We start from the raw sequence: 24533 nt of genomic DNA, 5'->3' as shown, positions 1-24533 counted from the left end.
ATCACGCTAGATCAAGGGAGCGAGCCACGGCTTCCTCCCACCGCGCAATGAGCCGGTCCCGGTCGGGACCGGCCATTGTGTTTTCCCAGGTCTTTTCATCACCCAGGCTCAGTGGCTCCTCCAGGAGCCCGGCACCGATCCCGGCGGCACTCGCTGCGCCCATCACGGTGGTTTCCATGTTGTCAGGCCGCACCACGGTGGATTCCAGCACGTCGGCCTGCATTTGCATGAGGAGGTCGTTGCCGGTCATGCCACCGTCCACACGCAAGGCATCAATGCTTATCTGCGCATCTGCTTCCATTGCCCGCACCACCTCCCGCGTCTGCAGGCAGGTGGCATCCAGGGCTGCCCGCGCGATGTGGCGCCGGTCGGTGTAGCGCGTGATTCCGGTGATCACGCCGCGGGCATCTGGGCGCCAGCGTGGCGCGAACAGTCCGGAGAACGCGGGCACGATGACCACCCCGGCGGAATCCTCCACCTGGCCAGCCAGCTTCTCCGATTCGGCGGCGTGGTTGATAATGCCCAGTTGGTCCCGCAGCCACTGAATGAGCGAACCACCCACGGCCACGGACCCCTCCAAGGCGTACACCGGCGGCTTGCCCGCCTTCTGGTACGCAACGGTGGTGAGCAAACCATGCTCTGAAAACTGTGGCTTATCACCGGTGTTGAGCAGCATGAACAGGCCAGTACCGTAGGTCATCTTCGCGGTGCCTTTATCCAGGCAACCCTGCCCGAACAGTGCTGCCTGCTGGTCGCCCAGCACGCCCGTGATGGGCACATCACGTGAGCTCTTTTGCCGGCGAATGGACCCAAAGTCGCCGAAGCTCGGCTTAATCTCCGGCAGAATCTGTCGCGGCACACCGATTTCCGCGCACAGTTCCTCATCCCACTCCAGCGTTTCCAAATCCATGAGCAGTGTACGCGATGCATTGGTTACGTCGGTGACATGTTGGGCGCGATCCCTGGCAAACCCAAACATCTCCGCGAACTTAGACCGGCGCGGTTCCCGTGCCCCACCCGTGAGGTTCCAGATCAGCCAGGTATCAATCGTGCCAGCGAGCAGTTCGCCCTTCTCCGCACGTTCGCGCGCGCCCTCCACGTTATCCAGGATCCACGCCCACTTCGGGCCGGCCGGATACGAGTTAGCCAGAAGCCCCGTCTTCTTCAGATACCGCGACTTATCCCCATCCGGCACCACGTCTTCCGTGCGGGTGTCCTGCCACACGATGGCGTTATAAATCGGCTTTCCAGTCTCTTTGTCCCAGATCACCGCGGTTTCACGCTGGTTGGTCAGTCCGACGGCAGCCAGGTCCTCCACATCCAGGTCCGCATCAACCAACGCCTCCGACAACGCGCGGCGAGTGTTGCGCCAGATCTCACGCGGGTTGTGCTCCACCCACCCTTCGCGCGGCATGATCTGCTCATGCTCAAACTGGGCGGTGCCCACCACCTCGCCGTCGGGGGTGGTGATGTAGCACCGGGTGGACGTTGTTCCCTGGTCAATCGCGGCGATGTATGGCATGGGGTTATTTAACCCTAGAACCAACTCTCAAGAACACGCGCTACACCAAAATCATTATTCGAGGTGGTCACAATATCAGCCGCATCCTGCACGAGCGGCTCCGCATTCGCCATCGCCACACCTATGCCGGCCCACGCCAACATCTCCATGTCATTCGGCATATCACCAAAAGCAAGGACTCGCTCACGCTCAATGCCATATTGCGTAGCCACGATCGACACACCCGTCGCCTTATTCACCCCCGGTGCGCTGAACTCCAGCAGACCCTCGTTCATGGAGTAAGTCACGTGTGCATCTTCGGGGTCGATGAGGGGCGCCAATACATCGAAAAGCTCCTGCGAACTCAGCTCTGGGTGCCGCACGAGAATCTTCGCCGCGGGCACCGACGTGAGCTCCGCAACGTCCACCACCCCGTAGCCGATGTCCCACAAATCAGGGCTGTAACCAGGGGTGATGAGGAAGCATTCTTCCTCCGGATCGAAGGCGGAACTGCCCACGCGCTCCACACCGAAACCGTAAGCGCCATAGCCTGCCAGCGCCTCACGCGTGATCTCCGCGATGCGCCCCAACGCCTCCGGGTCCAGCTCGTGGCGCACCAGCACCTCATCCCGCGACGGGTCATACACCACCGCACCATTGGCGCAGATGCACTCCGGAGTGAACGGCAACTGGTCCAGCACCGGCGCCAACCACCGGTGTGGCCTGCCTGTTGCCAGCGCGATCTTCGTGCCCATGCGCGCCGCCCGCGAAATCGTGTCACGCAAACGCGGACTCACACGCCCGTTGCTATCCAGCAACGTGCCATCAATATCGCTCACAATCAGCTTTGGTGGATTCGGAGCTGACACGGTGAATCGACCTACCCTTTCTTCCTCTTCTTCCGCTCTTTCCGGTTCTTGCGCTCCGCCTTTTCACGCTGGTCAAGCACTTTCGCTTCCTCCACCGTGGGAGCTGAGCCGCCCATCGACGCGGCCATCCAATCCAACCCCTCCGGGAAGGGGCCGAAGCGGTCGTTGTATTCCTCCCGAGCCGCGTCAAGAAGCACCTGCATCGCGTCTTTCAGCCGGGCCGTAATTTCCTCGTGCGAGCCCTCCGTGGACACCGCGGGGCCAATATTTGTGATGATCGGGTACTTCGTCCGACCCATCTCAACCTTCCCACGCTTCGCCCAAATCCGCTGCGTGCCCCATGAAACAGATGGAATTAACGTTGCTCCTGAGGCCTTCGCAATACGCGCCGCACCCGTTTTGAACTCCTCCAGCTCAAACGAACGCGCCAAAGTGCCCTCTGGGAAGATGCCCACGACCTCATCGCTGTCCGTCAGCCGCTCAATCGCCTTATCGACGCTATCCGCACCCCTCGACCGATCCACCTCAATCTGCCCCGCGCCCCGCGCGGCCTTCCCCACCAGCCAGTGATCAAACAGCTCCTTCTTGGCCATATAACGCGTCGCCCTGCGCCCGCGCAGGAGACCTGGTAACGCACCGGTGACAAAGTCGTAGTAGCCAATGTGGTTACCAGCGACGAGAACCGGCCCGTCCGCGGGCATGTTCTCCAGACCATTGACATAAAACTTCAAACCCTGAAGCCGCAGAACAGACGCCACCGTGTTGAGGATCGCGCGGTACCAACGCTCGTTTTTCCACCCTGGTTGTTCCGGCAGCTCAGGGACATCCTCCGGGATGTAAAAAACACCCTTGTCAACGCGGTAGTTCGTCATGCCTTACCCCTGCTTCTTAGCCTGTTTCTTGGCGAGCCTCGCTGCACGTTCCTTCTGCTGAATAGCCGTCGCCTCCTCCAAGGTGGGCGCACCGCCGCCGAGGGACGCAGGCATCCACTTCTGACCAGGTTCAAACGGGCCGAAGCGACGGGCATATTCCGCGCGGTTACGTTCCAATAGCTCCTGCATCGCTGCCTTCACCCGGCGCGTGTCCTTCTCCGCGTCGCCGGTTGTGTACACGGGCTCGCCATAGCTGAGCACGATTGGGGTGTGGGAACGCCCCAGGTTTTTGGGGATCCCTTTGGTCCAAATCCTTTGCGAACCCCAGATCACCGTAGGAATCATGGGCACACCGGCCTCATCCGCAATACGGACCGCACCCGTTTTGAACTCCGCCAACTCAAAGGACCGCGAGATCGTGGACTCCGGGAAGATGCCCACCAGGCCACCGCCGCTGAGCCACTTCGTTGCCTCGGCGATCGAGTCCGCTCCCGCCGCCCGGTCCACCGGCACATGCTTCATCCCCCGCATGAGCGCGCCCACAATCTTGGTGTCAAAGACCTCTTTCTTCGCCATAAACCGCACCAGACGCTTCCCCCGCAAGTGCGCACCGATGCCGGCGATGATGAAGTCGTAGTAGCCCGTGTGGTTGATCACCAACAAGGCACCGTCCCGCTCCGGGAGATTCTCCGCACCGTGGACATAAAACCGCAGGCCCTGGGCCCGCATGATGCGCTTAAACCCATTAATAATGGCCTGGTAGAAACGCTCCTTCGACTCCACCGGATGCGGTGCCGGTTCTACAAAATCTGCCGGCACCTCAAACAGTGGCCCAATCCACCGCTTCGGTTCGTTGTCCCCAGTCATGATGGGACCCCCTTCACAGAAAGCTAGTTCTTCGAAAGGATATCTTTTCCAACCCACGGACGCAGTGCCTCAGGCACCACCACGGAGCCATCCGCACGCTGGTTGTTCTCCAAGATGGCCACAAGCCAGCGCGTCGTAGCCAACGTGCCGTTGAGGGTGGCAGCAATCTGCGTCTTACCCTCCTCATCCCGGTAACGAGTAGCCAGGCGACGGCCCTGGAACGTCGTGCAGTTCGACGTCGACGTCAGCTCGCGGTACGTACCCTGCGACGGCACCCACGCCTCCGTATCAAATTTGCGGGCAGCTGACGAGCCAAGGTCGCCCGCCGCGACGTCGATAATGCGGTACGGCACTTCCACCGCGGCGAGCATCTCACGCTCAAGCCCCAGCAACTTCTGGTGCATCTCCTCTGCATCTTCCGGCTTGCAGTAAACAAACATCTCGAGTTTGTCGAACTGGTGGACACGCAAAATACCCTTCGTGTCCTTGCCGTAGGAGCCTGCTTCTCTACGGAAGCAGCTCGACCAGCCCGCATATAGCAGCGGGCCATCGGAGAGATCAATAATCTCGTCCTTGTGGTAGCCCGCCAACGCCACTTCCGACGTACCCACTAGGTACAACTCATCGCGCTCAAGGTAGTAAATCTCCTCATCATGCGCATCCAAAAAGCCCGTACCCTGCATAATCTCCGGACGGACAAGCACCGGCGGGACCATCACCTTAAAACCAGCCTCACGCGCCTTCTGCGCCGCCAGCATCAACATGCCCAGCTGCAGCCACGCGCCGTCACCCACCAGGTAGTAGAAGCGGGCGCCGCCGACTTTGGTGCCCCGTTTGACGTCGATAAGCCCCAGCTCCTCGCCGAGATCCAAGTGATCCTTGACCTCGAAATCAAACTCCGGCACCTCCCCCACATGCTCCAGCACGACGAAGTCCTCCTCGCCACCCGCGGGCGCACCCGCGATGACATTGGAGATGGAATACTGCAGCTGCGCCACACGCTCCTCAGCCTCCGACTGAGCAGCCTCCGCCTCCTTCACCTTCGCCTTCAGCTCATTCGACCCCTCCAGCAACGCCGGACGGTCCTCCGGGGCAGCCTGGCCAATCTTCTTGCCAAAAGCCTTCTGCTCCCCCCGCAACTCATCCGCCTTAGAAATGGCCGCGCGCCGCTCCTCATCGGCCTTCAACAGCGCATCAACTAACGACGGATCCTCACCCCGCGCCTCTTGAGAAGCACGAACAACATCAGGATTTTCACGCAGAAACTTCAGATCAATCACAATCCCCAACCCTACCCGTTGGACTGGGCCCACGAGCTGCAGGCATGATGGAGAACATGAACAACGGCAACTCGCTTTCCCGCACAGGACTGCGCACCCTTCTCATCGCCGGACTCGCCGGCGCACTGGGCATGGGCACATACGCCGGCACAACCGGATTCTCCCTGGCTGCCCAACCTGGCGGCACCACAGGGAAGGTCACCCCGGAACCCGACGCAAACGGCATCATCCCCTTCACCGCCGCCAAAGAAGGCACCTGCCTCACCTGGGACATGGACGGCGAAGGCACCATCAGCGCCTTCGAAGAAACCGACTGCAACAACGAACACCGCTTCGAAGTCTCCTCCCGCGAAGACCTGAACACCTACCCCACCGCCGAATTCGGCCCCGACGCCCCACCACCCAACCAAACCCGCCAAGCCCAGCTCCGCGAGGAACTCTGCCAAACCGCCTCCATCCGCTACCTCGGCGGACGCTACGACCCCTCCGGCCGCTACTCCATCGCCCCCATCCTGCCGCCCACCGACGCATGGGAAGACGGTGACCGCACCATGCTCTGCGGCCTCCAAGAAACAAACACCGACGGCGTACCTATCCTCACCACCGGCAAAGCCGCCGAACGCGACCAAGCCCGCGTCGCCGAAACCGGAACCTGCCTGATCAGCGACCAAGCCAACACCCTCACTGCTGTGGACTGCACCGAACCCCACCACATCGAGGTCACCGGCAAAATCGACCTCGCCCCCGTCTTCGCCGACCACACCCCCTCGGTCGACGAACAAAACAAATACCTTGGTGATGTCTGCGCCAAAGCCGCCGAAGAATACGTCGGCAGCGAAGAAAACCTCTACCAAACAACCCTGCAGATCTACTGGGGTACCTCACCCATCCGCGCCTGGGACGGTGGCAGCCGCACCGTCAACTGCGGCCTCATGTTTGCCAAGGACAACCGCTTCTCCACCCTGACCGGCTCCGCCAAGGACGGCCGTGAAGCCCTCACCATCGACGGAGCAGTGCCTGAAGCCCCGCCGGAGCGCCGTCCGCTGCGCTCTGAACAGGGCGGAACTGGTGGGGCCGGCGCGTCTGATGGCCCAGTCCCCGTTGCACCCCAGCCCTACAACGCGCCTTAAACCATGGAACCCATCAGCGACGAAGAGTTCGAAGCCCTCATCAACGACGCCCTCGACCTCATCCCCGAATCCTTCGCCCGTTCCATGACCAACATGGTCATCCTGGCCCGGCCCTACAACGAGGACAACCCCACCCTGCTTGGCCTTTTCGAGGGCGTCCCCCTCACCGAACAACACGCCAACCACACCGGCCACCTGCCGGATGCCGTGTTCATCTACAAAGATGCACTCGAAGCCATCTGCTCAGACATCGACGAGCTCCGCCACGAGGTCAAAGTCACCGTCTTCCACGAGGTGGGACACTACTTCGGGTTGGAAGAAGACGAGTTGCATGAGTTGGGGTGGGGGTAGCGTCGATAAGCAGCGAGGCGCTGTGTAAACGGTGACATGGCCCTCGGGCGGTAGTTTTAAACCTGCAGGTCACGGAATTCTGTCTGGCAATAGTTACTAGTGCAATGTAAAGTTTTACACAGAACTTCGGACCGGAGGGAACCAAACCCCATCCCGCGGCAGTCTAAAACTATGTGAACACTTCACCTTTCAATCCGCCACAACCGCCACGCAACGGGATGAATGTGGACGGGAAAATGCCCGGCGGCCTGCACACAAACGGCCTGGGACTGCCCGTGAACGGCACATTCACCATGCCCAGCGGCTTCGCGCGCCCACCAGAACTTGCCCACCAACAATCCTTCGACCATCCGCTCCGCATCATCTACCGCGCACCGGCAGCCAGCCGCGCCATAGCGATGTGGCTCGAGCACCCACACCTGACCATCTGCGGCCTCAGCGCGCTCGCACTCTTTGGCCTGCCGTTTTTCGCCGACAGCAACGACACCACACTGCGCGGCATGACACGACGGAAACAGCTGGCCACCCAATTCACCCCGCTCGTCCTGCGCCGTCCCGCCGACACCACCTGGGCTGTCCGCGCCTGCGGGTACGTCATCCCGATCTCTCCACCCAAAGTCGCCGTCGCCGAAACCCTCCAGCTCATCCGCCACGGCACCTACTCATGGCAGGTCTATCCCGTCGATGGGTACGACCCCACGGACATCAGGGCCATTCAGCTTATCGACGCCTCCCTCCGCCACCTCCCCCTCCCCCTCGCCCCCATCCTCACCGCCAGCCGGGGAATGGTGAACCAGCGGTGGCTAAAGAAGGTGAGTGGGCTTTCGAGCGCCTTGGCCGACTCCCCCAAAGAAACCGAAATGCGCCTCCTCATCCTGGCCCTGTGCCGCGAGCTTGGCCTGGAGCTGGGTGTGGATCTGGTTGAACAACATGTCCTGATGGGCGGCGACAAGATCATCACCGTGTTTGACCTGGCCATTCCCGGCCTACGCATCGGCATCATGTACGACGGTGAACACCACCTCACCCGCCAACAACGCGACCGGGACAGCCGCATCAACATCGAATGCGCCAAGCAGGACTGGGCCGTCATCCGTGTGACTGCGGGGACCCTCCACTCCCTGCCGGACACGCTCCGGCAATTGGTCTTGGCCCGGCGCGGCTTCCTCCAGGGGTAGGTCTGAATGGGATCGAGCCGCCAGTTTTAGGCCCTCCCCCGGGGGCGCTGTGTAAAAAACTACATGCCCCTCGCGCGGCATTTTTAAACCCGCAGGTCACAGATTTCTGCCCGGCGATCGTTACCAGGGCAATGTAAAATTTTACACAGCGTCCCGCAGGGAAGGGCTCGGCGAGGGCCGGCGGAAGGGCCGGGGTCAGCCGCGCAGACCCGCCAAGTCGTAGGCCCCCCACCGCACAACCTCCCAGTCACCGAAGGTGGCGGCGGGGTCGTCACCAGGGTTGAGCACGACGTATTCGCAGTTGGGGAGGTAGGACTGCTCGGCAAACTGCGGGTCCACCTGGCAGGCGTTGGCGGTGAAAGCCCTGATGGCCCCGCCGTGGGAAACGATCACGGTGCTACCGGAACCAGAACCGGTGGAACCCGCAGAAGACTGGGCAGGGTCAAGCGCGGCCAGCACCCCGGCGCGGTAACGGGTGAGAAAGGTGTCTAGGGAATCACCGTCTTCAACAGTGGCGGCGAGGTCGCGGCGGTAGAAGCCACGGAAGGCGTTGAGGTAGGCCTCGTGGGCTGCCCAGGAGTTGTGCATCTCCCACCGGCCAGCGTGGATTTCTTGGAGCCCGGGCAGTGCGGGAATGTCACTGACCTGCGAAGAGAAGGCAATGGCAGCGGTCTGCCGGGCGCGCAGAGCCTCGGAGGAAAAGACCCTCCCCACCTGGTAGTCCGCGGAGATCGCCTGGCCGGCAGCCAAAGCTTGTTCCTCGCCGAGTGCGGTTAGGGGTGCACCGGGGACGAGGGTGTCCAGTTTGCGGTCGACGTTGGAGGTGGTTTGGCCGTGTCGTAAAAGAATCAGCATGATTAATCTCCTAACTCTCCGAGAACTCCAGTGCGCGCGGCCCGAACCCATTGTTCAGCTTGGGCGAGGCGAGCCGGGTCCATCATGGCAGAAGGAACAACCCCAGAGCCCTCCGCGCGGTAGCGCGGCCAGGACCCCAGGAAGGTGACCGTGGTGGCGCGGAGCCAGAGGGAGCGCAGCGCCTCGGCGAGCGGAATGTCGTCGATGTGTCCTACCAGGTCAACGTAGAAGTTGTAGGTGTTGGCTTCTTCACGGGTGGGGCGGGATTCAATGCGGGTGAGGTCCACGCCGCGGTAGGCGAATTCGTGCAGGGCTCCGACCAAGGTGCCGGCTTCGTTGGGGAGCTGGAAGACGACGGAGGTGCGGTCATCGCCGGTGCGCGGGGTGGGCACCCCGGTGGGTCCTGCCAGTACGAAGCGGGTGCGGGCAGTGGCTAGGTCGGCGATGCCGGTGGCGTGGACTTCCAGCCCGAACAGGTCGGCGGCGCGCAGCGGCGCAGCGGCGACATCGGCTTTCCCCTCCGCCACGGCTTGGGCGGCAGCGGCGTTGGAGGTCGCAGCGAGGTATTCCACCGATGGCAGGTTCTGGGTGAGCCAGCGGCGGACTTGGCGGTGGGCGACGGGGTGGGTAGAGAAGCGGGTGGCGTCGATAAGCGAAAAGCCTGGCCTTGTCATGATGGCGAAGCTGATGGGAAGCTCCACCTCCCCATAGACCTGCACGCCGGGCGCTTCGAGGAATGCGTCGGATGTGCTGGTCACGGCGCCGTCGACGGAGTTCTCAATCGCGACGACGGCCCAGTCCGCGCGACCTTCGCGCACGGCATTGAGCGCCTCGGAGGGTGAGTCGACGGGCAGCGGCGTGATCTCGCCGAGCCCCTCCACGAGCCGCCACAGCGCCTCCTCCGTGAACGTGCCCGCGGGCCCTAGATACGCGACGGTTGCAGTCATAGGTACCCAGCCTACAGTTGCACGCATGAAGCGACTTGTTGCCGAGGTGGCCATTGTTCTGTGCGTCACGTTCGGCATGGCGGGGGTCAAGGCCCTACTCAGGCTTATCGACGCCGCCCAGTCCCCCCTCAACCAACACCAGGTTGTGCTTAATGGCGCCACCTCGGCCCTCCCCTGGCTGGATATCTCCTTGCAGGTGGCATCCGCCCTGACCTTGTTCGCGTGGGGCGCGTTGGCACTCTACCTGCTGGAGCGGTGTCTGGAGCGTCCTTCGTGGCGGGATCTGGCGTGGGGTGCCGGGTTGGCGGCACTGATTGGCATTCCGGGGCTGGCCTTGTACGTGGGGGCGTATCACCTGGGGTTCTCGGCAGAGGTGGTGCCAGCGACGGACGCGTCGCGCGTGCCACTGCTGCTTCTATGGTCCGCGGCGAATGCGTTCAGTGAGGAAGTCGTGGTGGTGCTGTGGCTGGTCACCCGGCTGCGCCAACTGAAGGTGCCGGTGTGGGGCGCCGTGGCTGGATCGGCAGTACTGCGTGGTTCCTACCACCTCTACCAGGGCTTTTCGGCGGGTGTGGGCAACGTGGTGATGGGCGTTGTGTTCGCGTGGTTCTTCGCACGCACTGGGAAAGTGTGGCCGCTCATCCTGGCGCACTTCCTCATCGACGTGGTGGCCTACGTGGGGTATCTCATGCTCGACCTGTCATGGCTCGGGCTGTAGCGCACCAGGGATTCGTGGATTGGACCGTTTAGAATGTGCCCCATGTCCAACCCGCACTCCAACGACCCCCGGGACAACCCGGGAGAATTTCTGCTGGGCAAAGATGGGGCACCGATCCTGGATAGGTACGGCCGACCCATCCGTCGACGCTCCGCACAAAGAGTATCCGCGGAGCGACCGGAAAGACCTGAGCATCCCCGCCAGCACATGCCTGGTGAGGGCGGGTACCAACCCCGACGGACACCACTGCCTCCGCGGCAGGCAGCGCAGCCAGCGAGGCCAGCGCGGCCGGTGCAGCGACGCGGTGGACGCCCAACGCAACGGCCAACGCAGCGGCCAGTCGGGCGGCCAGGAGGACGGCCGGGACCGAGGCCCGTGGGACGGCCCGCAAAAAGACCCCCGCAACGACCACGGCGCCGCCGCAATCCGTTGAACCTACTGGGGTGGATCCTCTCGATCGTCCTGGTGGGCGCCGTGGTGGTCACGTTGGTGGCGGATGCGCGGCTGGCACGGGTGGATGCGTTGCCGGATGCGCGGATTGGTAATACGGCGGGGACGAACTGGCTGATTGTGGGATCGGATTCGCGGCAGGGCCTGTCCGACGAGGACGTGGCGCGGTTGGGAACGGGCGGCGATATTGGTTCGGGTCGCACGGATGCCATCATGCTGTTCCACATCCCAGCCACGGGCAAGGCAACTCTGTTGTCCATCCCGCGTGATTCCTATGTGGAGATCCCTGGGTATGGCTACGACAAGGTCAATGCGGCGTTCGCGTTTGGGGGACCGAAGTTGCTCAGCCAGACGGTGGAAAACGCCACTGGTTTACGGGTGGACCACTATGCGGAAGTGGGCATGGGTGGTCTTGCCGGACTGACGGATGTGGCTGGTGGTGTGGAGCTGTGCCCACCGGAGCCGATCCAGGATCCGCTGGCCAACCTGGATATTCAGGCGGGCTGCCAGGTGATGGATGGGCCGACAGCGTTGGGGTACGTGCGTACGCGTGCAACGGCGATGGGGGATCTGGACCGGGTAGCTCGTCAGCGAGAATTCCTCGGTGCCCTGATGCATACGGTTGTGTCACCGAAGGTGCTGCTCAACCCGTTCCGGGCGGTGCCGTTGGCGTTGAAAGGCAGCCAGCTGTTCACCGTGGGCAAGAACGACCACGTGTGGCACCTAGCCCGCCTGGCGTTGGCCATGCGCGGCGGGATCAACACGGAAACAGTGCCGATTTCCCATTTCGCTGACACCGAGGTCGGCAACGTCGCCGTGTGGGACGACGCTGCCGCCGGGCAGTTGTTTGGGGGAATGAGGTAGTTAGCGGGGGGCGTCGATAGGCGTAGCTCCCGGCTCATGATCATTGACGCCGGGGAGCTTGTGGCGGCCCGTGATGTAGAACAGCGCGACGGTGATGACGCTGAACGCGACACCAACGAAGAACGCACCGCGGAAGGCCGGCAACCACAGCATGATGCCGAAGGTGAACAGGATGAACGCCACCGCGAAGTACTGGCCGTACGGGAAGAACGGGGTCTTGTACGGCAGGGCGGCGACTTCCTCCGGGGTCATGTGACGGCGTGAGGCTAGGTGTGCCAGGAGGATCATCAGCCACACGAAGATGGTGGCGAAGGTGGCCAGGGATGCCACGACCTCAAAGATGCGCTCCGGCATGAGCGTGTTGGCCACAACACCAATCACCATGACGGCAATGAGGATGACCGTGGTCATCACCGGAACATCGCGCACCGTCTTGGCCATGATCTTCGGGGCAAAGTGCTGCTTAGCCAGGCCGGTGAGCACACGGCCAGCGCCGAAGAGGTCCGCGTTGATGGCGGACAGCGCAGCGGTGATGACCACGAAGTTAAGCAGGCCCGCAGCCCAGTTCACTCCCAGGGCAGAGAAGATCTGTACGAAGGGGGACTGGTCGCCGGTGATGGAACGCCACGGGTTGATCATCAGAATGATCAGGATGGACAGCACGTAGAAAAGCAGGATGCGCACCGGCACCGTGTTGATGGAGCGCGGGATCGCCTCCTTCGGGTCCTTGGCCTCCGTGCCGGCAACACCGATGATCTCGGTGCCACCGAAGGCAAAGAGCACGAGGATGAAGGAGGCGATCATGCCCTCGATGCCGTTGGGGAAGAACCCACCGTCATTGACCAGGTTGGCAGGGCCGGTGGTTTCGGCGCTGGATAGACCAAAAGCCAGAACGGCTGCACCGGCAATGATCATGGCCACAACAGCCCCGACCTTGATCACGGTGAACCAGAACTCCAACTCACCAAAGGCCTTTGCGCTGGCCAGGTTGGCGGCGCCGACGATGAGGAGCGCGGCCACGATCCACACCCACCGGGACACATCGGGGAACCAGAAGCCCATGTAGATGCCAATGGCGGTGAGGTCCGCCAGCGCCACAATGACCATCTCAAAGGCGAACATCCAGCCGGTGAGATAACCGGCGGCGCCACCCATGTGGGCACGGGTGTACTCCGCAAAAGAGCCGGTGACGGGGTGGCGCACCGCCATCTCGCCAAGCGCGCGCAGCATGAAGTACACCACTGCGCCGCCAAGCAGGTACACCAGCAGAACGGAGGGGCCGGCAGCCTGGATCGCACCAGCGGAACCGTAGAACAGGCCGGTACCAATGGCGGAGCCCAGGGCGATGAAGTTGAGGTGGCGCGTGTTTAGCCCTTTCGGGCGGTGCTTCAGCGCAAGCGCTGAGGCAGCAGAAGCTGAAGCAGAAGAAGCAGAGTCGGGGGAAAATGCAGTGGACATGACGGGGGGGTTCTAGATGGTCACCTGACGGGATTTGATGTTCTCCAGCTGTTTTCGCTCGTCGGCGTTCAGCTGTTCATCGTTGCCGTATTCCTTCTCAATGGCAGCGTTGAGTGCAGTCAGAGCATCAGCGTAGGAGGCGGGTTCCACGGCTGGGTCCAGGTCGAAGACGGGGACGACGAGGCCGTGGGTGCGGAAGGCGCCAGCGAACTTGGTGCCTTCACCGAGGTTGAGCTCACCGCGAGCCGCGATGCGGGCGAGCGCATTAAGCAGCAGGCGCTCATCATCTTCCTGGCGGACCCACCGGATGTGCGCCTTGGCGCCACCCGGATTCACCCACCAGATCGCGCCCGGCAGTTCTGGGGCAACCTGCACGGACGGGATGATCGCGTCGTTGGCGCGTGCCAGTGCCTGCTGGATCTGCGGGTTCACAGCAGAGGAATCGGTGAACCACCAGTTGAAGTCGTCGTGGGTGGTGACGGTGAGGGTCTGGGCAGCGTCGAAAAGCGTAGAGAGCTCTGGCTGCGAACCATCCGCAACGGTGGAACCGAGCGTGTCACCTGGCTGCGCGTTCACAACCCAGTTGAGGGCGTACGCGAGGTCACGGCCCGGGTTGATGGAGTGGGACTGGACCTGAAGAGCGACCATGCGCTCCCCACCCTCCGCCTCCGGGCGGACCAGCGCGGCACCGGCACCGGGCAGCACCGTTGCCACCGTGACCGGGGTGCCGTTGACCTCAATCTTTGCGGTGGCGGACGGCACGAACTCCTGCAAAGCAACAAGGTCCGCCTCCGCGGCGAGACCGGAGTACGGGCGCGGATCCTTCTGCAACGCAGCGCGCTCAGCGGCACGCGCCGCCAACTTCGCTTGACGGCGGCTCATGCCCTCAGGCAGATCTTCCTTCTTACGGTTCTTTTTGGCCATGCCCACTAGTTTAGTGGGGCAGCACTACCCCGCAGACACTGGCGTGACGGGGTGCTCACGGAACACCTCTACCGCCAAGTGCGGCAGGTCCGTGGCAAAAACATCCACCCCTTGTTCACGGCACCACAACATGTCCTTTGGCAGGTTGACGGTCCACGTATAGGTTTTCAGTCCGCGGTAGCCCAACAGATCCTGCTTGGACTGCAGGTGCGCCAGCGCCGGGCCCACGCCGTAGGGGCGGGAGAACATGGTGTTGTTCTTGTTCCACTTCATTTCCCGCAGACGGAACAGGTAGAACGTTTCCAAATCAGGCACGGCCTGCTTGAAGTAGCGCATCGCCGAGTGAGAGAAGGAAATGAGATGGACACGCGGGTCTTCCTTCATCCCGCGGTACCACAGGGTGCGCACGGTCTGTTCATCCACTTCAGGGCCGTAGCGGGTGGGGTGTTTCGTTTCGATGTAGATGTGCTTGTCCGGGTAGTCCTCGAGGAGGTCCAACAATTCGTCCAGCAGCACGATCTGCTGTGGGTCTTCCTTGGTGCCAAAGTTGAATCTGCGGATGTGATCAAAATCCATCTTGGCAATGCGCCCGGCACCGTTGGAGGTCCGGTTGATAAAGGAGTCGTGGTGAACCACCAAGCGCCCATCACGCGTGAGCCGCACGTCGCATTCAATGCCGTGCACCCCATCCAGTTTCAATGCTTCTTCAAAGGCTCGAAGTGTGGATTCTGGGTACAACCCCGACATTCCACGGTGGGCAATGATGTGCGGATCCGGCTTCAGCATCATGCCTGCCAGGGTAGGCTCATCTCTCAGATAAGGCGACTGCAGGCCGGGTGAATCACCGAACTATCACGCGTTGTTCACTTCTTGCTCACCGCATGTCTTCTTCATTTGCCACAATGGACCATATGTTCATGTCTCCGCGGGAAGCCTTCAAACGGTTACGCCCCCACCGCAAGCGTGCCGTGCGCGCGCCGTTGTATGCGGTGGAGCTGTTCGCGGACTTGACGCCGATGGTGCGGATGTCGGGTTTGCGGCGTTTGCCGGAGAACTTCACGGCGGGCATTCTGGGGGCAGAGGTGGCTGCGTGGGGCGCTATTTCGCCGTCGCTTTTGCCGCACCCGTGGTGGGTGACCACGGCGAATGTGGCCATTTGCCAGGCCGCCGGTCATACGGTGGGCGTGGGTGCGGCTAATCTGGTGACCAGTGTCAGCGATGCCGCCGGGTGGTCCGGGCCGCGTCGTTTACGCCAGAAGGCAGCGCCGTTCGTGCAGCTCGCCATGGGCACAGTCACGGTGGGCACGTATCTCGCAGCTGCTTTACGACGTTCTGAGCACGAACGCCTCGTCGAAGCCTCCCACCAGCGGGGCCCTTTGCAAACCTTGGCGGGCATTGCTCTTGGCTCACTGGGGTATGGCGCTTTGCTGCTGGTCGGCGAAGGTATCCAGATGTCCACGGAGCGCTTTAACCGCCAGCTGCGCCGCTGGATGCCACCGGTAGTGTCCTGGCCACTGGCCGTGGCGGGCATGAGTGCACTGGGGGCTGTACTGACAGACAAGGTGGTCATCCGCCAGATCCTCAACACCGCGTACCGCAAGGCGGATGCCCTCGACCGTGAGTTCCTACCCGGCGCGGCTAAACCCCGGGAGAAGGAGCGCTCAGGCTCCCCCGCTTCGCTGGAGAAGTGGAAGTACTTGGGCCGTCAGGGCCGTGCCGTGGTGGCGGGCGGGCCACGTCAACACGACATCGCCTCTGTGCTTGACGTTCCGTCTACCCAGGTTAAACAACCGATCCGCGTGTTCATTGGGTTGCGGGACCGCACGCCTGAGCACCAGGCCGAGATGGTCTTGCGGGAAATGGACCGCACCGATGCCTGGTCCCGTAAGCGCATCGCCGTGATGAGTGCCGCCGGCACCGGCTGGATCAGTGATTACCACACGTCCAGCTTCGAGTTCCTCAGCCAAGGTGACTGCGCCATCGTGGCCATGCAGTACTCCTTCATGCCCTCGGCCTACTCCTATGCCTCAGACCGTGAAGTTCCGGTTCGCAGCGCACAAGTGTTGCTCAGCGCAGTGCAGAAACGCCTGGCTGCCATGCCCGCGGACAAACGCCCCCTCCTGTACATCGGCGGGGAATCCCTCGGCGCTTATGGTCTGACAGACTCCTTCTCCACCCCGGATGAACTCATCACCAGCACTGACGGTGGTGTCTTCACCGGTGCTCCCGGCTTTGCCCGCAACATCGCTGAGCTCACGCGCCGACGTGACCTAGGCAGCCCTCAGCGCCTCCCGGTTGTGGACGGTGGACGCCACGTCCGCTTCACCGCCCACCCAGACCACCTGCACCACACCTTCGATGGCTCCGCCTATGAACAGGAGTGGGAATTCCCCCGCACCGTTTTTGCCCAACACGCCTCCGACCCCGTGGTGTGGTGGGACTGGCGCCTCTTTGTCAGCCAACCTGACTGGCTCCGCGAGCCCGGTTCCCGCGGCATCAAAGCGCCGGCAGCCCAGCACGTTGACGTACTGCAATCCATGCGGTGGATGCCCTTCATCACCGGCTGGCAGGTGGGTGTGGACCAGTTGATCTCCCTCAACCCACCCGGTGGCCACGGCCACCAATACCACCGCGAAACGGTGGCCTACTGGAATGCCGTGCTGGACACCAGGTTTTCGGAGGACACCATCAGCCGGATCCATGACTGGATCATGCACGACTCAACCCGCCTGCGCGCCACCGCTGCTGGTGCCGCCAAGGAGTCCGCGAAGGAAACGTTCGGCGCGGATTAGATCCCTGCTTAAATCCCGCACGCCACCCCGGTGGAGTGATGCGGGCAATACCCGTTGGGCACTTTGTGCAGGTACTGCTGGTGTTCTTCTTCCGCCAGGTAGTAGTCGACGTCGCTGGCCACCTCCGTGGTGATGTCCCCATAACCAGCCTCTTGCAGTGCTTTGCCGTACTCTGCGACCCATCCGCGGATCAGTTCCGCGTCCGCTTCCGCATCGGGGCCGGTGGTATAAAACGCGGACCGGTACTGCGTCCCCACATCATTGCCCTGGCGGAAACCCTGCGTCGGGTCATGTGCCTCCAGCGCCATCTTGACCAGTTCCTTCAGGCTGACCTGCTCCGGGTCATACACAACCTCCACCAACTCAACATGGTTCGTGGCTCCGGAGCACACCTCCCGGTACGTCGGATTCGGGGTGACCCCACCGCCATAACCCACCGACGTGGATTCCACCCCCGGCGTCTGCCAGTAGATTTTCTCCGCACCCCAGAAACAGCCAATGCCCACCAGCAGGCGTTTTTGCCCTTCACGCCACGGACCAGTGATCGGTGTGCCCAGCACTGCGTGCGGCCGGGGGTTCCCCAGAACCGGTTCCGTGCGGCCGGGCAGGGCCAAGTCAGGGTCCACGAGTTGCGGGGTGCGTCCAAAGAAGAAAGCCATGTCCTCTATTGTTATCGGATCTTGTCGAAAAATCTCACCATTTCATGCTTCCTCCGCCGCAAAACCCCAGGTCGCCAGATTGGCATGGGAAGAAAAATCGAACGCTCCCACAAGCCCCCAAAACTCGATCTTGGGTTTTTGCCTATCATGGGCCGAGTAAGAGCAAACCCAGATGAAAGGTTTACCAATGGCTGTTTACGAACTTCCTGAACTTCCGTACGCATACGACGCGCTGGAGCCGCACATCTCCGCCGAGATTATGGAGCTGCACCACAGCAAGCACCACGCCACCTACGTCGCTGGCGCTAACGTTGCACTGGAGGCTCTCGAGGCTGAGCGCAATGGTGACGCTAACCCGGACAAGCTGCGTGCATTGTCCAAGAACCTTGCATTCAACCTGGGTGGCCACACCAACCACTCCGTGTTCTGGAAGAACATGTCCCCGAATGGTGGTGGCGCACCGGCAGGTGAGCTTGCTGAGGCGATTAACCGTGACTTCGGCTCCTTCGAGGCTTTCCAGAAGCACTTCGAGGGCGTCGCTCTGTCGCTCCAGGGTTCTGGCTGGGCAGTGCTTGGCTATGACAAGATCGCTGGTCGCCTGGTCATCCAGCAGCTGACCGATCAGCAGGGCAACATCTCCGTTGACTTCACCCCGGTTCTCATGCTGGATATGTGGGAGCACGCTTACTACCTGCAGTACAAGAACGTGAAGGCTGACTACGCCAAGGCTTTCTGGAACGTTGTCAACTGGGACGACGTTGCTGAGCGTTTTGCTAAGGCTTCTGCTTAACGACGGCCCCCGCATGCGGGTTAATAGACAAAAGTGTGTCCGCTCGGCGTGTCGCCGGGTGGGCCCTTTTTTATTTCTGAACTGCCCCGGGTTTTGTTCCTAGGCGTTTGCCTTGATTTCTATTATTTCTTGTGGTGGGTTCTGCTTCCAAAATTCGGTTTCCATCTCGACCGGGGTTCGGTATCCCAAGCTTTGGTGGAGCCTAGCTTCGTTCCACCATGACACCCACTCGAACGTCGCGATTTCTACCTCGACAACATCATCCCACCTGCGAGCACGGATCAGCTCATTCTTGTAGGAGCCGTTCACGTTTTCAGCCAGAGCATTGTCATAGGAGTCGCCAACCGTCCCGGTGGCAGCGGCAATCCCGTGCTGGGCAAGTCGCTGGTTGTAGACAACGCTGACATACTGTGAGCCGTGATCTGAATGGTGAATGAGACCTGTTGTTTCCTCAGCACATGCGATCGCCTGGTTGAGAGCTTGCAGGGGCAATGCCTCAGTCCGCATCGAGTCTGATAACGCCCACCCAACGATCCGCCGGGAGTAAACGTCGATGACGAACGCGGCATACACAAAGCCTTTCTTCGTGCGCACATACGTAATGTCAGCCACCCACAGCTTGTTCGGCCCCTGGGCTTTGAATTCACGCTCGACCAAGTCCGGACGCAGATCAGGCACTTTAGGCTTACGGGTTGTAATGAGAGTGTCCGATAGTTTGTATGCGGGGGTTTGGTTTACAAGTAGTCCGCGAATCGGTCGGGGTAAGCCACGGCTAGTTGGTTGATGGCTTGTTTCCACCCGGTGGCTTTCGCTCCTTCAATATAGCCGTTGCACTCAACGTCGCGCTTTGCTTTCTTCGCTCGCTGGGCAACGCGCTTGTCTTCGATGTTGCAGATCATCAGCCACAGCGTCTTCAGCGCCGCAGTATCGTTCGGGAATTGACCCCGGTTACGAGTAGCTTTACGCAATTCAGCATTGAGTGATTCGATCGAATTGGTGGTGTAGAGCACCCGGCGTGCCGCCGGCGGGAACTGCAGAAACGGCACGAACCGCTCCCACGCATCACGCCAGACTTTCACAGACTGCGGGTATTTCCGGCCCAGTTCAGAGGCCTCGAACGCATCTAAACTGGCACGGGCGGTATCTTCGTTTGCGGCCGTATAGACCTCACGCAGCGCCCGGGAGACAGATTTGCGGTCCTGGTAAGACACCCACCGGTTCGCAGCCCGAATCAGGTGCACAATGCAGGTCTGCACCATGGAATTCGGCCAGGTCGCCTCCACAGCTTCCGGTAGGCCTTTCAGTCCATCACAGCAGACGATGAAGACATTCTGGACGCCACGGTTGGCAAGATCTGCGCACACCGATGCTCAAAAGGCGGCACCTTCATTATCAGCAATCCACAAGCCCAGGATGTGCTTGATACCGTCCATGTCGATGCCCACCGCCATGTAGCACGCCTTGTTAACTACACGGTGGCCGTCGCGAATTTTCACTCGGAGCGCGTCGAGGAAGATCACCGGATAGAACTGGTCTAGCTGACGGTTTTGCCAGATAAAGACCTCTTCCAACACAGCATCAGTAACCGTGCTGATCGTATCCGGGCTCATATCCACTCCCAGGGTGGAGCCAAGATGGTGCTGAATATCACGCACTGTCATCCCACCGGCGTACAGCGAGACGATCATGTCATCAAGCTCTGTCAGCCGACGTGAGCCCTTGGGCACCATCTGGGGAGTAAACGTGCCACAACGATCCCTGGGCACAGTCACTTCCAACGTGCCGTAACCAGAATTAACCGTCTTGGTGTACGACCCGTTGCGGTGGTTGCTCCCCTGTGCTGGTTCAACCTGGGCCTTCATCTTCCGGTCGGAATGACCGTAGCCCAAATGGGCATCCATTTCCGCCTGCAGACCCGCGTTGATCGAGGCCTGCAACAGGCCTTTGACCAGGTCGCTGGCGTCATCGGTGGAGGTCGATAACTCGCCAATCAAGCTAGCAAGCTCAGGATTTTCCATCAGCTTCTCGCTGATCTTGTTGGCCTTGTCCTGGTCATGGTTTTTCTTCGGTGACACCGTAGTCATTATTGGTGAAACTCCTTCTGAATCAGAGCCTCACACACAAACTTCCTGACACCCTCTCGCCGTATGGGTCTGACCGACCACCGGGTTCCATGCCAAGAAGCGTGCCGACGATCGACGTACACACCGCCGCACCCACGATGCCCGCGGGGACCTGCCACACCAAGTGCCAACCGCGTGTGCCCAGTGGGCGGAACCCAAGAGGAATGCCACGGCGCTTGAGGTAGGCGACTAAAACGATGGTGGGGATGATGAGGGCGAGCACCATCAACTAACCGCCTAACCACAACACCAAACTTCATACCGAGCCGAAAGCACAAACCGCTACACCACTACACGGGACTTGACCTTGCAGCCCGTAAGTTTTCGGGTTGTCAGTATTTCTACTTACCCCACTTTATGCTCGGAGGATTGTGCTCTTGCAGGCGTGACTGAATTCTCCACTGGGGAGGGGAGATTCGGTCTTTCTGGAGGTCATCTCACGTAACCTGGGGCGCATGAGGCTCGACAATATAACCCGCCCCTTGCTGGCGTCCTTTTTCGCCGCGGTCGCGTGGAGTGTTTTAGGTGGGCTAATCTTGCCGAAGCCCAATCTCGCCTACGACGAAGGAATTGCGTCGTGGATTGTGTCGATGCTGGTCTCAGTAATGCTGGTTGGTTCAATGGCCGTTTTCGCCGGTGATGGCTCGTCGGCTCGAGGGATGACCAGCGCGCGGAGCATTGTCGCAGCAGCTACCGGCGCAGGAATTGCCGTGCTTGGCGATCTGGCATTCCTATTTCTCACTACGCCGCCCGACGGGCAGGACGGCCTGGCCGTCGCCTATGTCGTGTTCTTCTACATCCCGCTACTTTTTCTCGGCGGATGGGCTGCCAGTGCCGCGATTAATCGGATGCGTAGGTGGTACCGGCAAGTAAAGAAAGAAGGAGAGACCTAGCTGTCGGCTGTGAGCTAGGCCTCTAACTTTGGAGTCGCCAGCGTCTGGTGTGTCAGGTTAAGGTCGACCATCGTAACCTGCCAGGCGCGGAGGGCGTTGGGCAAGGCAATAGTCGGCGCCGTCTTCGGACGTGAATCGGAATCGACAAATCGCCTAGCCCCGAGGGCATGAATTCTTAGAACAGGCCAGTCGGGTTCTCGTCGTAAGAGACGAGCATGCACTTGGTCTCCTGGTAATGCTCGAGCATCATCAAGTGATTCTCGCGGCCGATACCGGACTGCTTGTAACCGCCGAAGGCTGCGTGAGCAGGGTAGCTGTGGTAGTTATTCACCCACACGCGGCCAGCCTGGATACCGCGGGCAGCGCGGTAGGCGTTGTTCTGGTTGCGACTCCACACACCGGCGCCAAGACCGTAGATGGTGTCGTTGGCAATCTCGAGAGCCTCGTCCAGAGTTTTGAAGGTTGTCACGGCCAGGACCGGGCCGAAGATCTCCTCGCGGAAGAAGCGCATCGAGTTGTTGCCCTTAAAGATCGTCGGCTCGACGTAGTAGCCTCCCTCCAACCCTTCGAGCTTGGCGACGTTGCCGCCGGTAAGAACCTCCGCGCCCTCCTTCGGCCCGGACTCCAAGTAGCCGGAGATTTTGTCCAGCTGCTCCTGGGAGGCCTGGGCGCCCATCTGTACTGACGTATCCAGCGGGTTGCCGGTCTTAATCTGCTTGACGCGCTCGACCGCGAGCTTCAGGAACTCATCAGCGATGTCTTCGTGGACCAAGGCTCGCGACGGGCAGGTGCAGACCTCGCCCTGGTTCAACGCGAACATGGCCAGGCCCTCAATGCACTTCTCGCGGAATGCGTCGTCGGCGTCCATGATGTCGGGGAAGAAGATGGATGGGGACTTGCCGCCGAGCTCCAGCGTGATTGGAATAATCTTGTCGGACACTGCCTTATTGATCACCTGGCCAACGGCAGTCGATCCGGTGAACGCAATCTTGGAGATCCGGTCGCTTGCGGTCAGCGCAGCACCGGCCTCGGTGCCGAGGCCATTGACGATGTTGAGGACGCCGTCCGGAAGCAGATCGGCGATGATCTCAGTGAGCATGAGGATCGACGCGGGGGTCTGCTCTGCAGGCTTGAGCACGATGCAGTTGCCGGCAGCGAGGGCCGGGGCGATCTTCCAAGCGGCCATCAGGAGGGGGAAGTTCCACGGGATGATCTGGCCGACGACGCCGAGTGGCTCGTGGAAGTGGTAGGCGACCGTGTTGTCGTCGATCTGCGAGATGCGCCCCTCCTGCGTGCGGGTGACGCCGGCGAAGTAGCGGAAGTGGTCGATTGCGAGCGGGATGTCAGCGGCGAGGGTCTCGCGGATGGCCTTGCCGTTCTCCCAGGTCTCGGCGACGGCAATCTTCTCAAGGTTTTCCTCCAGACGGTCCGCGATGCGGTGGAGGATCAGCGCCCGCTCGGCCGCAGGAACCGAGGCCCAGGAGTCCTTTGCTTTGTGTGCGGCGTCGAGGGCGAGCTCAATGTCTTTCTCGTTAGACCGCGGAACCCGGCAGAAAACCTCGCCCGTGACCGGGGTGGAGTTGTCCATGTATTGCCCGTCTACTGGAGGTGTCCACTTACCGTCGATGAAATTCTCGTACTGCTCCTTGTATGTGAAAATTGCATCGGGGGTGCCGGGGTTGGCGTAAACAGTCATGTAGACACGTCCTTTCGATAGGGAAACAAAAACGTACGAGCAAACTTTACTTTGTGACTCGCGCCACAGTCAACACTTATTTTTTCATCGCTTTTGCGAGAGATGCGATTGCTGCCGACCCTAAATCTGCCCCGACGTCGCCGTGAGAAATTCCAGAATTGCCCGCACACGGCGGTTTTCCTCGCCGGGCTCCAGATGCAGCTTCATAAAGATATTGGACACGTGTTTCGCCACTGCCGCCCCTGAAAGCACGAGGTCATCGACAATCTGCTTATTGGACTTGCCTCCTGCCATCAGCTCCAGCACTTCGCGCTCGCGCGCCGTCAAACTGGCTAGCCCCGATTTGCCGGACTGCATCAATGCCGTCGCCACATCAGGGTCAATCACCACGCCACCACCTGCGACGACTTCGAGCGAACCCAAGAAGTCCAACACCTGGCCGTGAAGTGTCCTGGGTTTAGTTCCGATCATTTCTAGAGAAGGATTGGAATCATGCCAAGGAAGTACAGTGACGAGTTCAAGGCCAAGGCAGTGCGTTTGGCTGAGGACCTCGTTGAGCTCGAAGGGTGCTCGAAATGGAGTGCAGCCGTAGAGATCGGTGAAAAGCTCGGCATTCCAGCGCACACGCTCAACGATTGGTTGAAGCCGAATATGGCCTCGTCCGATGTTGAGGTCGGCGCCGGCGAGTCAACGGCTAACGAACTGAAGCGGCTCCGGAAAGAGATTAAGGAGCTACGCAGGGCTAACGAGATCTTGAAAACCGCGTCAGCTTTTTTCGCGGCGGAACTCGACCGTCCCACCAGAAGATGATCGAATACATCGATGCGTATCGCGATCGCTTCGGGGTCGAGGCTATCTGTCGCACATTGAAAGAGACAGAATGTGGGTTCATCACCTCTCGTGGCTACCGAGCAGCGAAAACACGCGCGCCGTCGGCGAGGAGTTTGTCGGATGCGCTGCTCATTCCTGAATTGGTGAGGGTCTACGAGGACAACTTCAGCGTCTACGGGGTCCGCAAGATGTGGAAGGCTATGCAGCGCGCCGGCTGGAACATCGGTCGTGATCAAACCGCGCGTTTGATGAAGCAAGCTGGCATTTACGGCCGCAGGCGTGGCCGCACATCGATGACAACGCTTCGGGCCAACGTTCCGGATTGCCGCCCTGACCTGGTCAACCGTGACTTCACTGCCCCCGCGCCGCACCGGTTGTGGGTCGCTGACATCACCTATGTGCGCACCTTGTCTGGTTTTGCCTACACCGCGTTTATCACCGATGTGTACTCCAGAAAGATCGTCGGTGTCGCAACTCGGGCGAGC

21 protein-coding genes and 4 pseudogenes are annotated in these 24533 nt (G+C 61.1%); 9 read left to right on the top strand and 16 right to left on the bottom strand.

The features are described 5' to 3' along the window. Position 1: 1 nt before the first annotated feature. From glpK to serS, 5 genes are read right to left on the bottom strand one after another with little or no spacing between them, the layout of a single operon-like run. Positions 2 to 1522 carry a glycerol kinase GlpK gene (glpK, locus tag QP994_RS07295; RefSeq protein WP_284865908.1) on the bottom strand — a complete coding sequence of 507 codons (1521 nt, stop codon included), beginning with the start codon at positions 1520 to 1522 and terminating at the stop codon, positions 2 to 4. 14 nt (positions 1523 to 1536) lie between these two features. After that, positions 1537 to 2370: an HAD family hydrolase gene (locus tag QP994_RS07290; protein WP_284865907.1), complete on the bottom strand. Its 834-nt coding sequence runs from the start codon at positions 2368 to 2370 to the stop codon at positions 1537 to 1539. An 11-nt stretch (positions 2371 to 2381) separates the two neighbouring features. Further along, the gene (locus QP994_RS07285) at positions 2382 to 3242 is read right to left on the bottom strand and encodes a lysophospholipid acyltransferase family protein (protein ID WP_284865905.1); all 861 of its coding nucleotides are present in this window, start codon (positions 3240 to 3242) and stop codon (positions 2382 to 2384) included. Positions 3243 to 3245: 3 nt separating this feature from the next. Next, positions 3246 to 4109 (bottom strand): lysophospholipid acyltransferase family protein, encoded by an 864-nt coding sequence (locus QP994_RS07280; protein ID WP_284865904.1) that lies wholly within the window; start codon positions 4107 to 4109, stop codon positions 3246 to 3248. A 23-nt stretch (positions 4110 to 4132) separates the two neighbouring features. Next, a complete protein-coding gene (serS, locus tag QP994_RS07275; protein ID WP_284865903.1) occupies positions 4133 to 5389 on the bottom strand; it encodes a serine--tRNA ligase in 1257 nt (418 codons plus the stop codon). A 44-nt stretch (positions 5390 to 5433) separates the two neighbouring features. Here serS and QP994_RS07270 point away from each other — a divergent pair, with 44 nt between their 5' ends. The 3 genes from QP994_RS07270 to QP994_RS07260 all read left to right on the top strand — a co-directional run bounded on the left by QP994_RS07270 (position 5434) and on the right by QP994_RS07260 (position 8048). Then, positions 5434 to 6519, top strand: a complete 1086-nt coding sequence (locus tag QP994_RS07270; RefSeq protein WP_284865902.1) for a septum formation family protein — start codon at positions 5434 to 5436, stop codon at positions 6517 to 6519. Between the two features lie 3 nt (positions 6520 to 6522). After that, positions 6523 to 6870 (top strand): metallopeptidase family protein, encoded by a 348-nt coding sequence (locus QP994_RS07265; RefSeq protein WP_284856202.1) that lies wholly within the window; start codon positions 6523 to 6525, stop codon positions 6868 to 6870. A 173-nt stretch (positions 6871 to 7043) separates the two neighbouring features. After that, positions 7044 to 8048 carry a putative endonuclease domain-containing protein gene (locus tag QP994_RS07260; RefSeq protein ID WP_284865901.1) on the top strand — a complete coding sequence of 335 codons (1005 nt, stop codon included), beginning with the start codon at positions 7044 to 7046 and terminating at the stop codon, positions 8046 to 8048. Between the two features lie 195 nt (positions 8049 to 8243). Here QP994_RS07260 and QP994_RS07255 read toward each other — a convergent pair whose 3' ends face one another. Beyond that, positions 8244 to 8903: a histidine phosphatase family protein gene (locus tag QP994_RS07255; RefSeq protein WP_284865899.1), complete on the bottom strand. Its 660-nt coding sequence runs from the start codon at positions 8901 to 8903 to the stop codon at positions 8244 to 8246. 2 nt (positions 8904 to 8905) lie between these two features. Then, positions 8906 to 9850, bottom strand: coding sequence for a prephenate dehydratase (gene pheA / locus QP994_RS07250; protein WP_284865898.1), 945 nt, complete (start codon positions 9848 to 9850; stop codon positions 8906 to 8908). 25 nt (positions 9851 to 9875) lie between these two features. Between pheA and QP994_RS07245 the strand changes: the two genes are divergently transcribed. Both QP994_RS07245 and QP994_RS07240 read left to right on the top strand, forming a co-directional pair. After that, the gene (locus tag QP994_RS07245) at positions 9876 to 10568 is read left to right on the top strand and encodes a CPBP family intramembrane glutamic endopeptidase (protein ID WP_284865897.1); all 693 of its coding nucleotides are present in this window, start codon (positions 9876 to 9878) and stop codon (positions 10566 to 10568) included. Positions 10569 to 10610: 42 nt separating this feature from the next. Further along, the gene (locus tag QP994_RS07240) at positions 10611 to 11882 is read left to right on the top strand and encodes an LCP family protein (RefSeq protein ID WP_284865896.1); all 1272 of its coding nucleotides are present in this window, start codon (positions 10611 to 10613) and stop codon (positions 11880 to 11882) included. Here the strand turns inward: QP994_RS07240 and QP994_RS07235 are convergent, their stop codons facing one another. From QP994_RS07235 to QP994_RS07225, 3 genes are read right to left on the bottom strand one after another with little or no spacing between them, the layout of a single operon-like run. Then, positions 11883 to 13340, bottom strand: coding sequence for an amino acid permease (locus QP994_RS07235; protein WP_284865895.1), 1458 nt, complete (start codon positions 13338 to 13340; stop codon positions 11883 to 11885). 12 nt (positions 13341 to 13352) lie between these two features. After that, complete coding sequence (locus tag QP994_RS07230; protein ID WP_284865894.1) at positions 13353 to 14264, bottom strand: DUF5926 family protein; 912 nt, start codon at positions 14262 to 14264, stop codon at positions 13353 to 13355. 24 nt (positions 14265 to 14288) lie between these two features. Continuing rightward, a complete protein-coding gene (locus tag QP994_RS07225; RefSeq protein ID WP_284865892.1) occupies positions 14289 to 15053 on the bottom strand; it encodes a glycerophosphodiester phosphodiesterase family protein in 765 nt (254 codons plus the stop codon). A 92-nt stretch (positions 15054 to 15145) separates the two neighbouring features. Here QP994_RS07225 and QP994_RS07220 point away from each other — a divergent pair, with 92 nt between their 5' ends. After that, on the top strand, positions 15146 to 17056 hold the full coding sequence (locus tag QP994_RS07220) for an alpha/beta-hydrolase family protein (RefSeq protein WP_284865891.1): 1911 nt from the start codon (positions 15146 to 15148) through the stop codon (positions 17054 to 17056). A gap of 8 nt (positions 17057 to 17064) precedes the next feature. Here the strand turns inward: QP994_RS07220 and msrA are convergent, their stop codons facing one another. After that, positions 17065 to 17715, bottom strand: a complete 651-nt coding sequence (msrA, locus tag QP994_RS07215; protein WP_284865890.1) for a peptide-methionine (S)-S-oxide reductase MsrA — start codon at positions 17713 to 17715, stop codon at positions 17065 to 17067. A 187-nt stretch (positions 17716 to 17902) separates the two neighbouring features. Between msrA and QP994_RS07210 the strand changes: the two genes are divergently transcribed. Next, a complete protein-coding gene (locus QP994_RS07210; protein ID WP_284856213.1) occupies positions 17903 to 18505 on the top strand; it encodes a superoxide dismutase in 603 nt (200 codons plus the stop codon). A 99-nt stretch (positions 18506 to 18604) separates the two neighbouring features. On the opposite strand, the pseudogene QP994_RS07205 reads toward QP994_RS07210, so the two are convergent. The 3 genes and pseudogenes from QP994_RS07205 to QP994_RS07195 form a co-directional block, all read right to left on the bottom strand. Next, positions 18605 to 19210 (bottom strand): annotated as a pseudogene (locus QP994_RS07205) (IS3 family transposase); the annotation flags it as partial. Between the two features lie 29 nt (positions 19211 to 19239). After that, a pseudogene (locus QP994_RS07200) lies at positions 19240 to 20589 on the bottom strand (IS256 family transposase). 22 nt (positions 20590 to 20611) lie between these two features. Next, positions 20612 to 20854, bottom strand: coding sequence for a hypothetical protein (locus QP994_RS07195; protein WP_284865889.1), 243 nt, complete (start codon positions 20852 to 20854; stop codon positions 20612 to 20614). Between the two features lie 229 nt (positions 20855 to 21083). Here QP994_RS07195 and QP994_RS07190 point away from each other — a divergent pair, with 229 nt between their 5' ends. Continuing rightward, positions 21084 to 21521: a hypothetical protein gene (locus tag QP994_RS07190; protein WP_284856428.1), complete on the top strand. Its 438-nt coding sequence runs from the start codon at positions 21084 to 21086 to the stop codon at positions 21519 to 21521. 175 nt (positions 21522 to 21696) lie between these two features. Here QP994_RS07190 and exaC read toward each other — a convergent pair whose 3' ends face one another. Next, entirely contained in the window at positions 21697 to 23217 is a 1521-nt protein-coding gene (exaC, locus tag QP994_RS07185) for an acetaldehyde dehydrogenase ExaC (RefSeq protein ID WP_284865888.1), read from the bottom strand. A 120-nt stretch (positions 23218 to 23337) separates the two neighbouring features. After that, positions 23338 to 23655, bottom strand: a pseudogene (locus QP994_RS07180) (response regulator transcription factor); the annotation flags it as partial. A gap of 54 nt (positions 23656 to 23709) precedes the next feature. Between QP994_RS07180 and QP994_RS07175 the strand changes: the two are divergent. Further along, positions 23710 to 24533: pseudogene (locus QP994_RS07175) on the top strand (IS3 family transposase); the annotation flags it as partial.

It is taken from the genome of Corynebacterium sp. MSK044 (genome assembly GCF_030232825.1).
GTDB lineage: Bacteria > Actinomycetota > Actinomycetes > Mycobacteriales > Mycobacteriaceae > Corynebacterium.
Note: the sequence above shows the minus strand (reverse complement) of the source record. Positions and strands in the feature narration are given on the sequence as shown.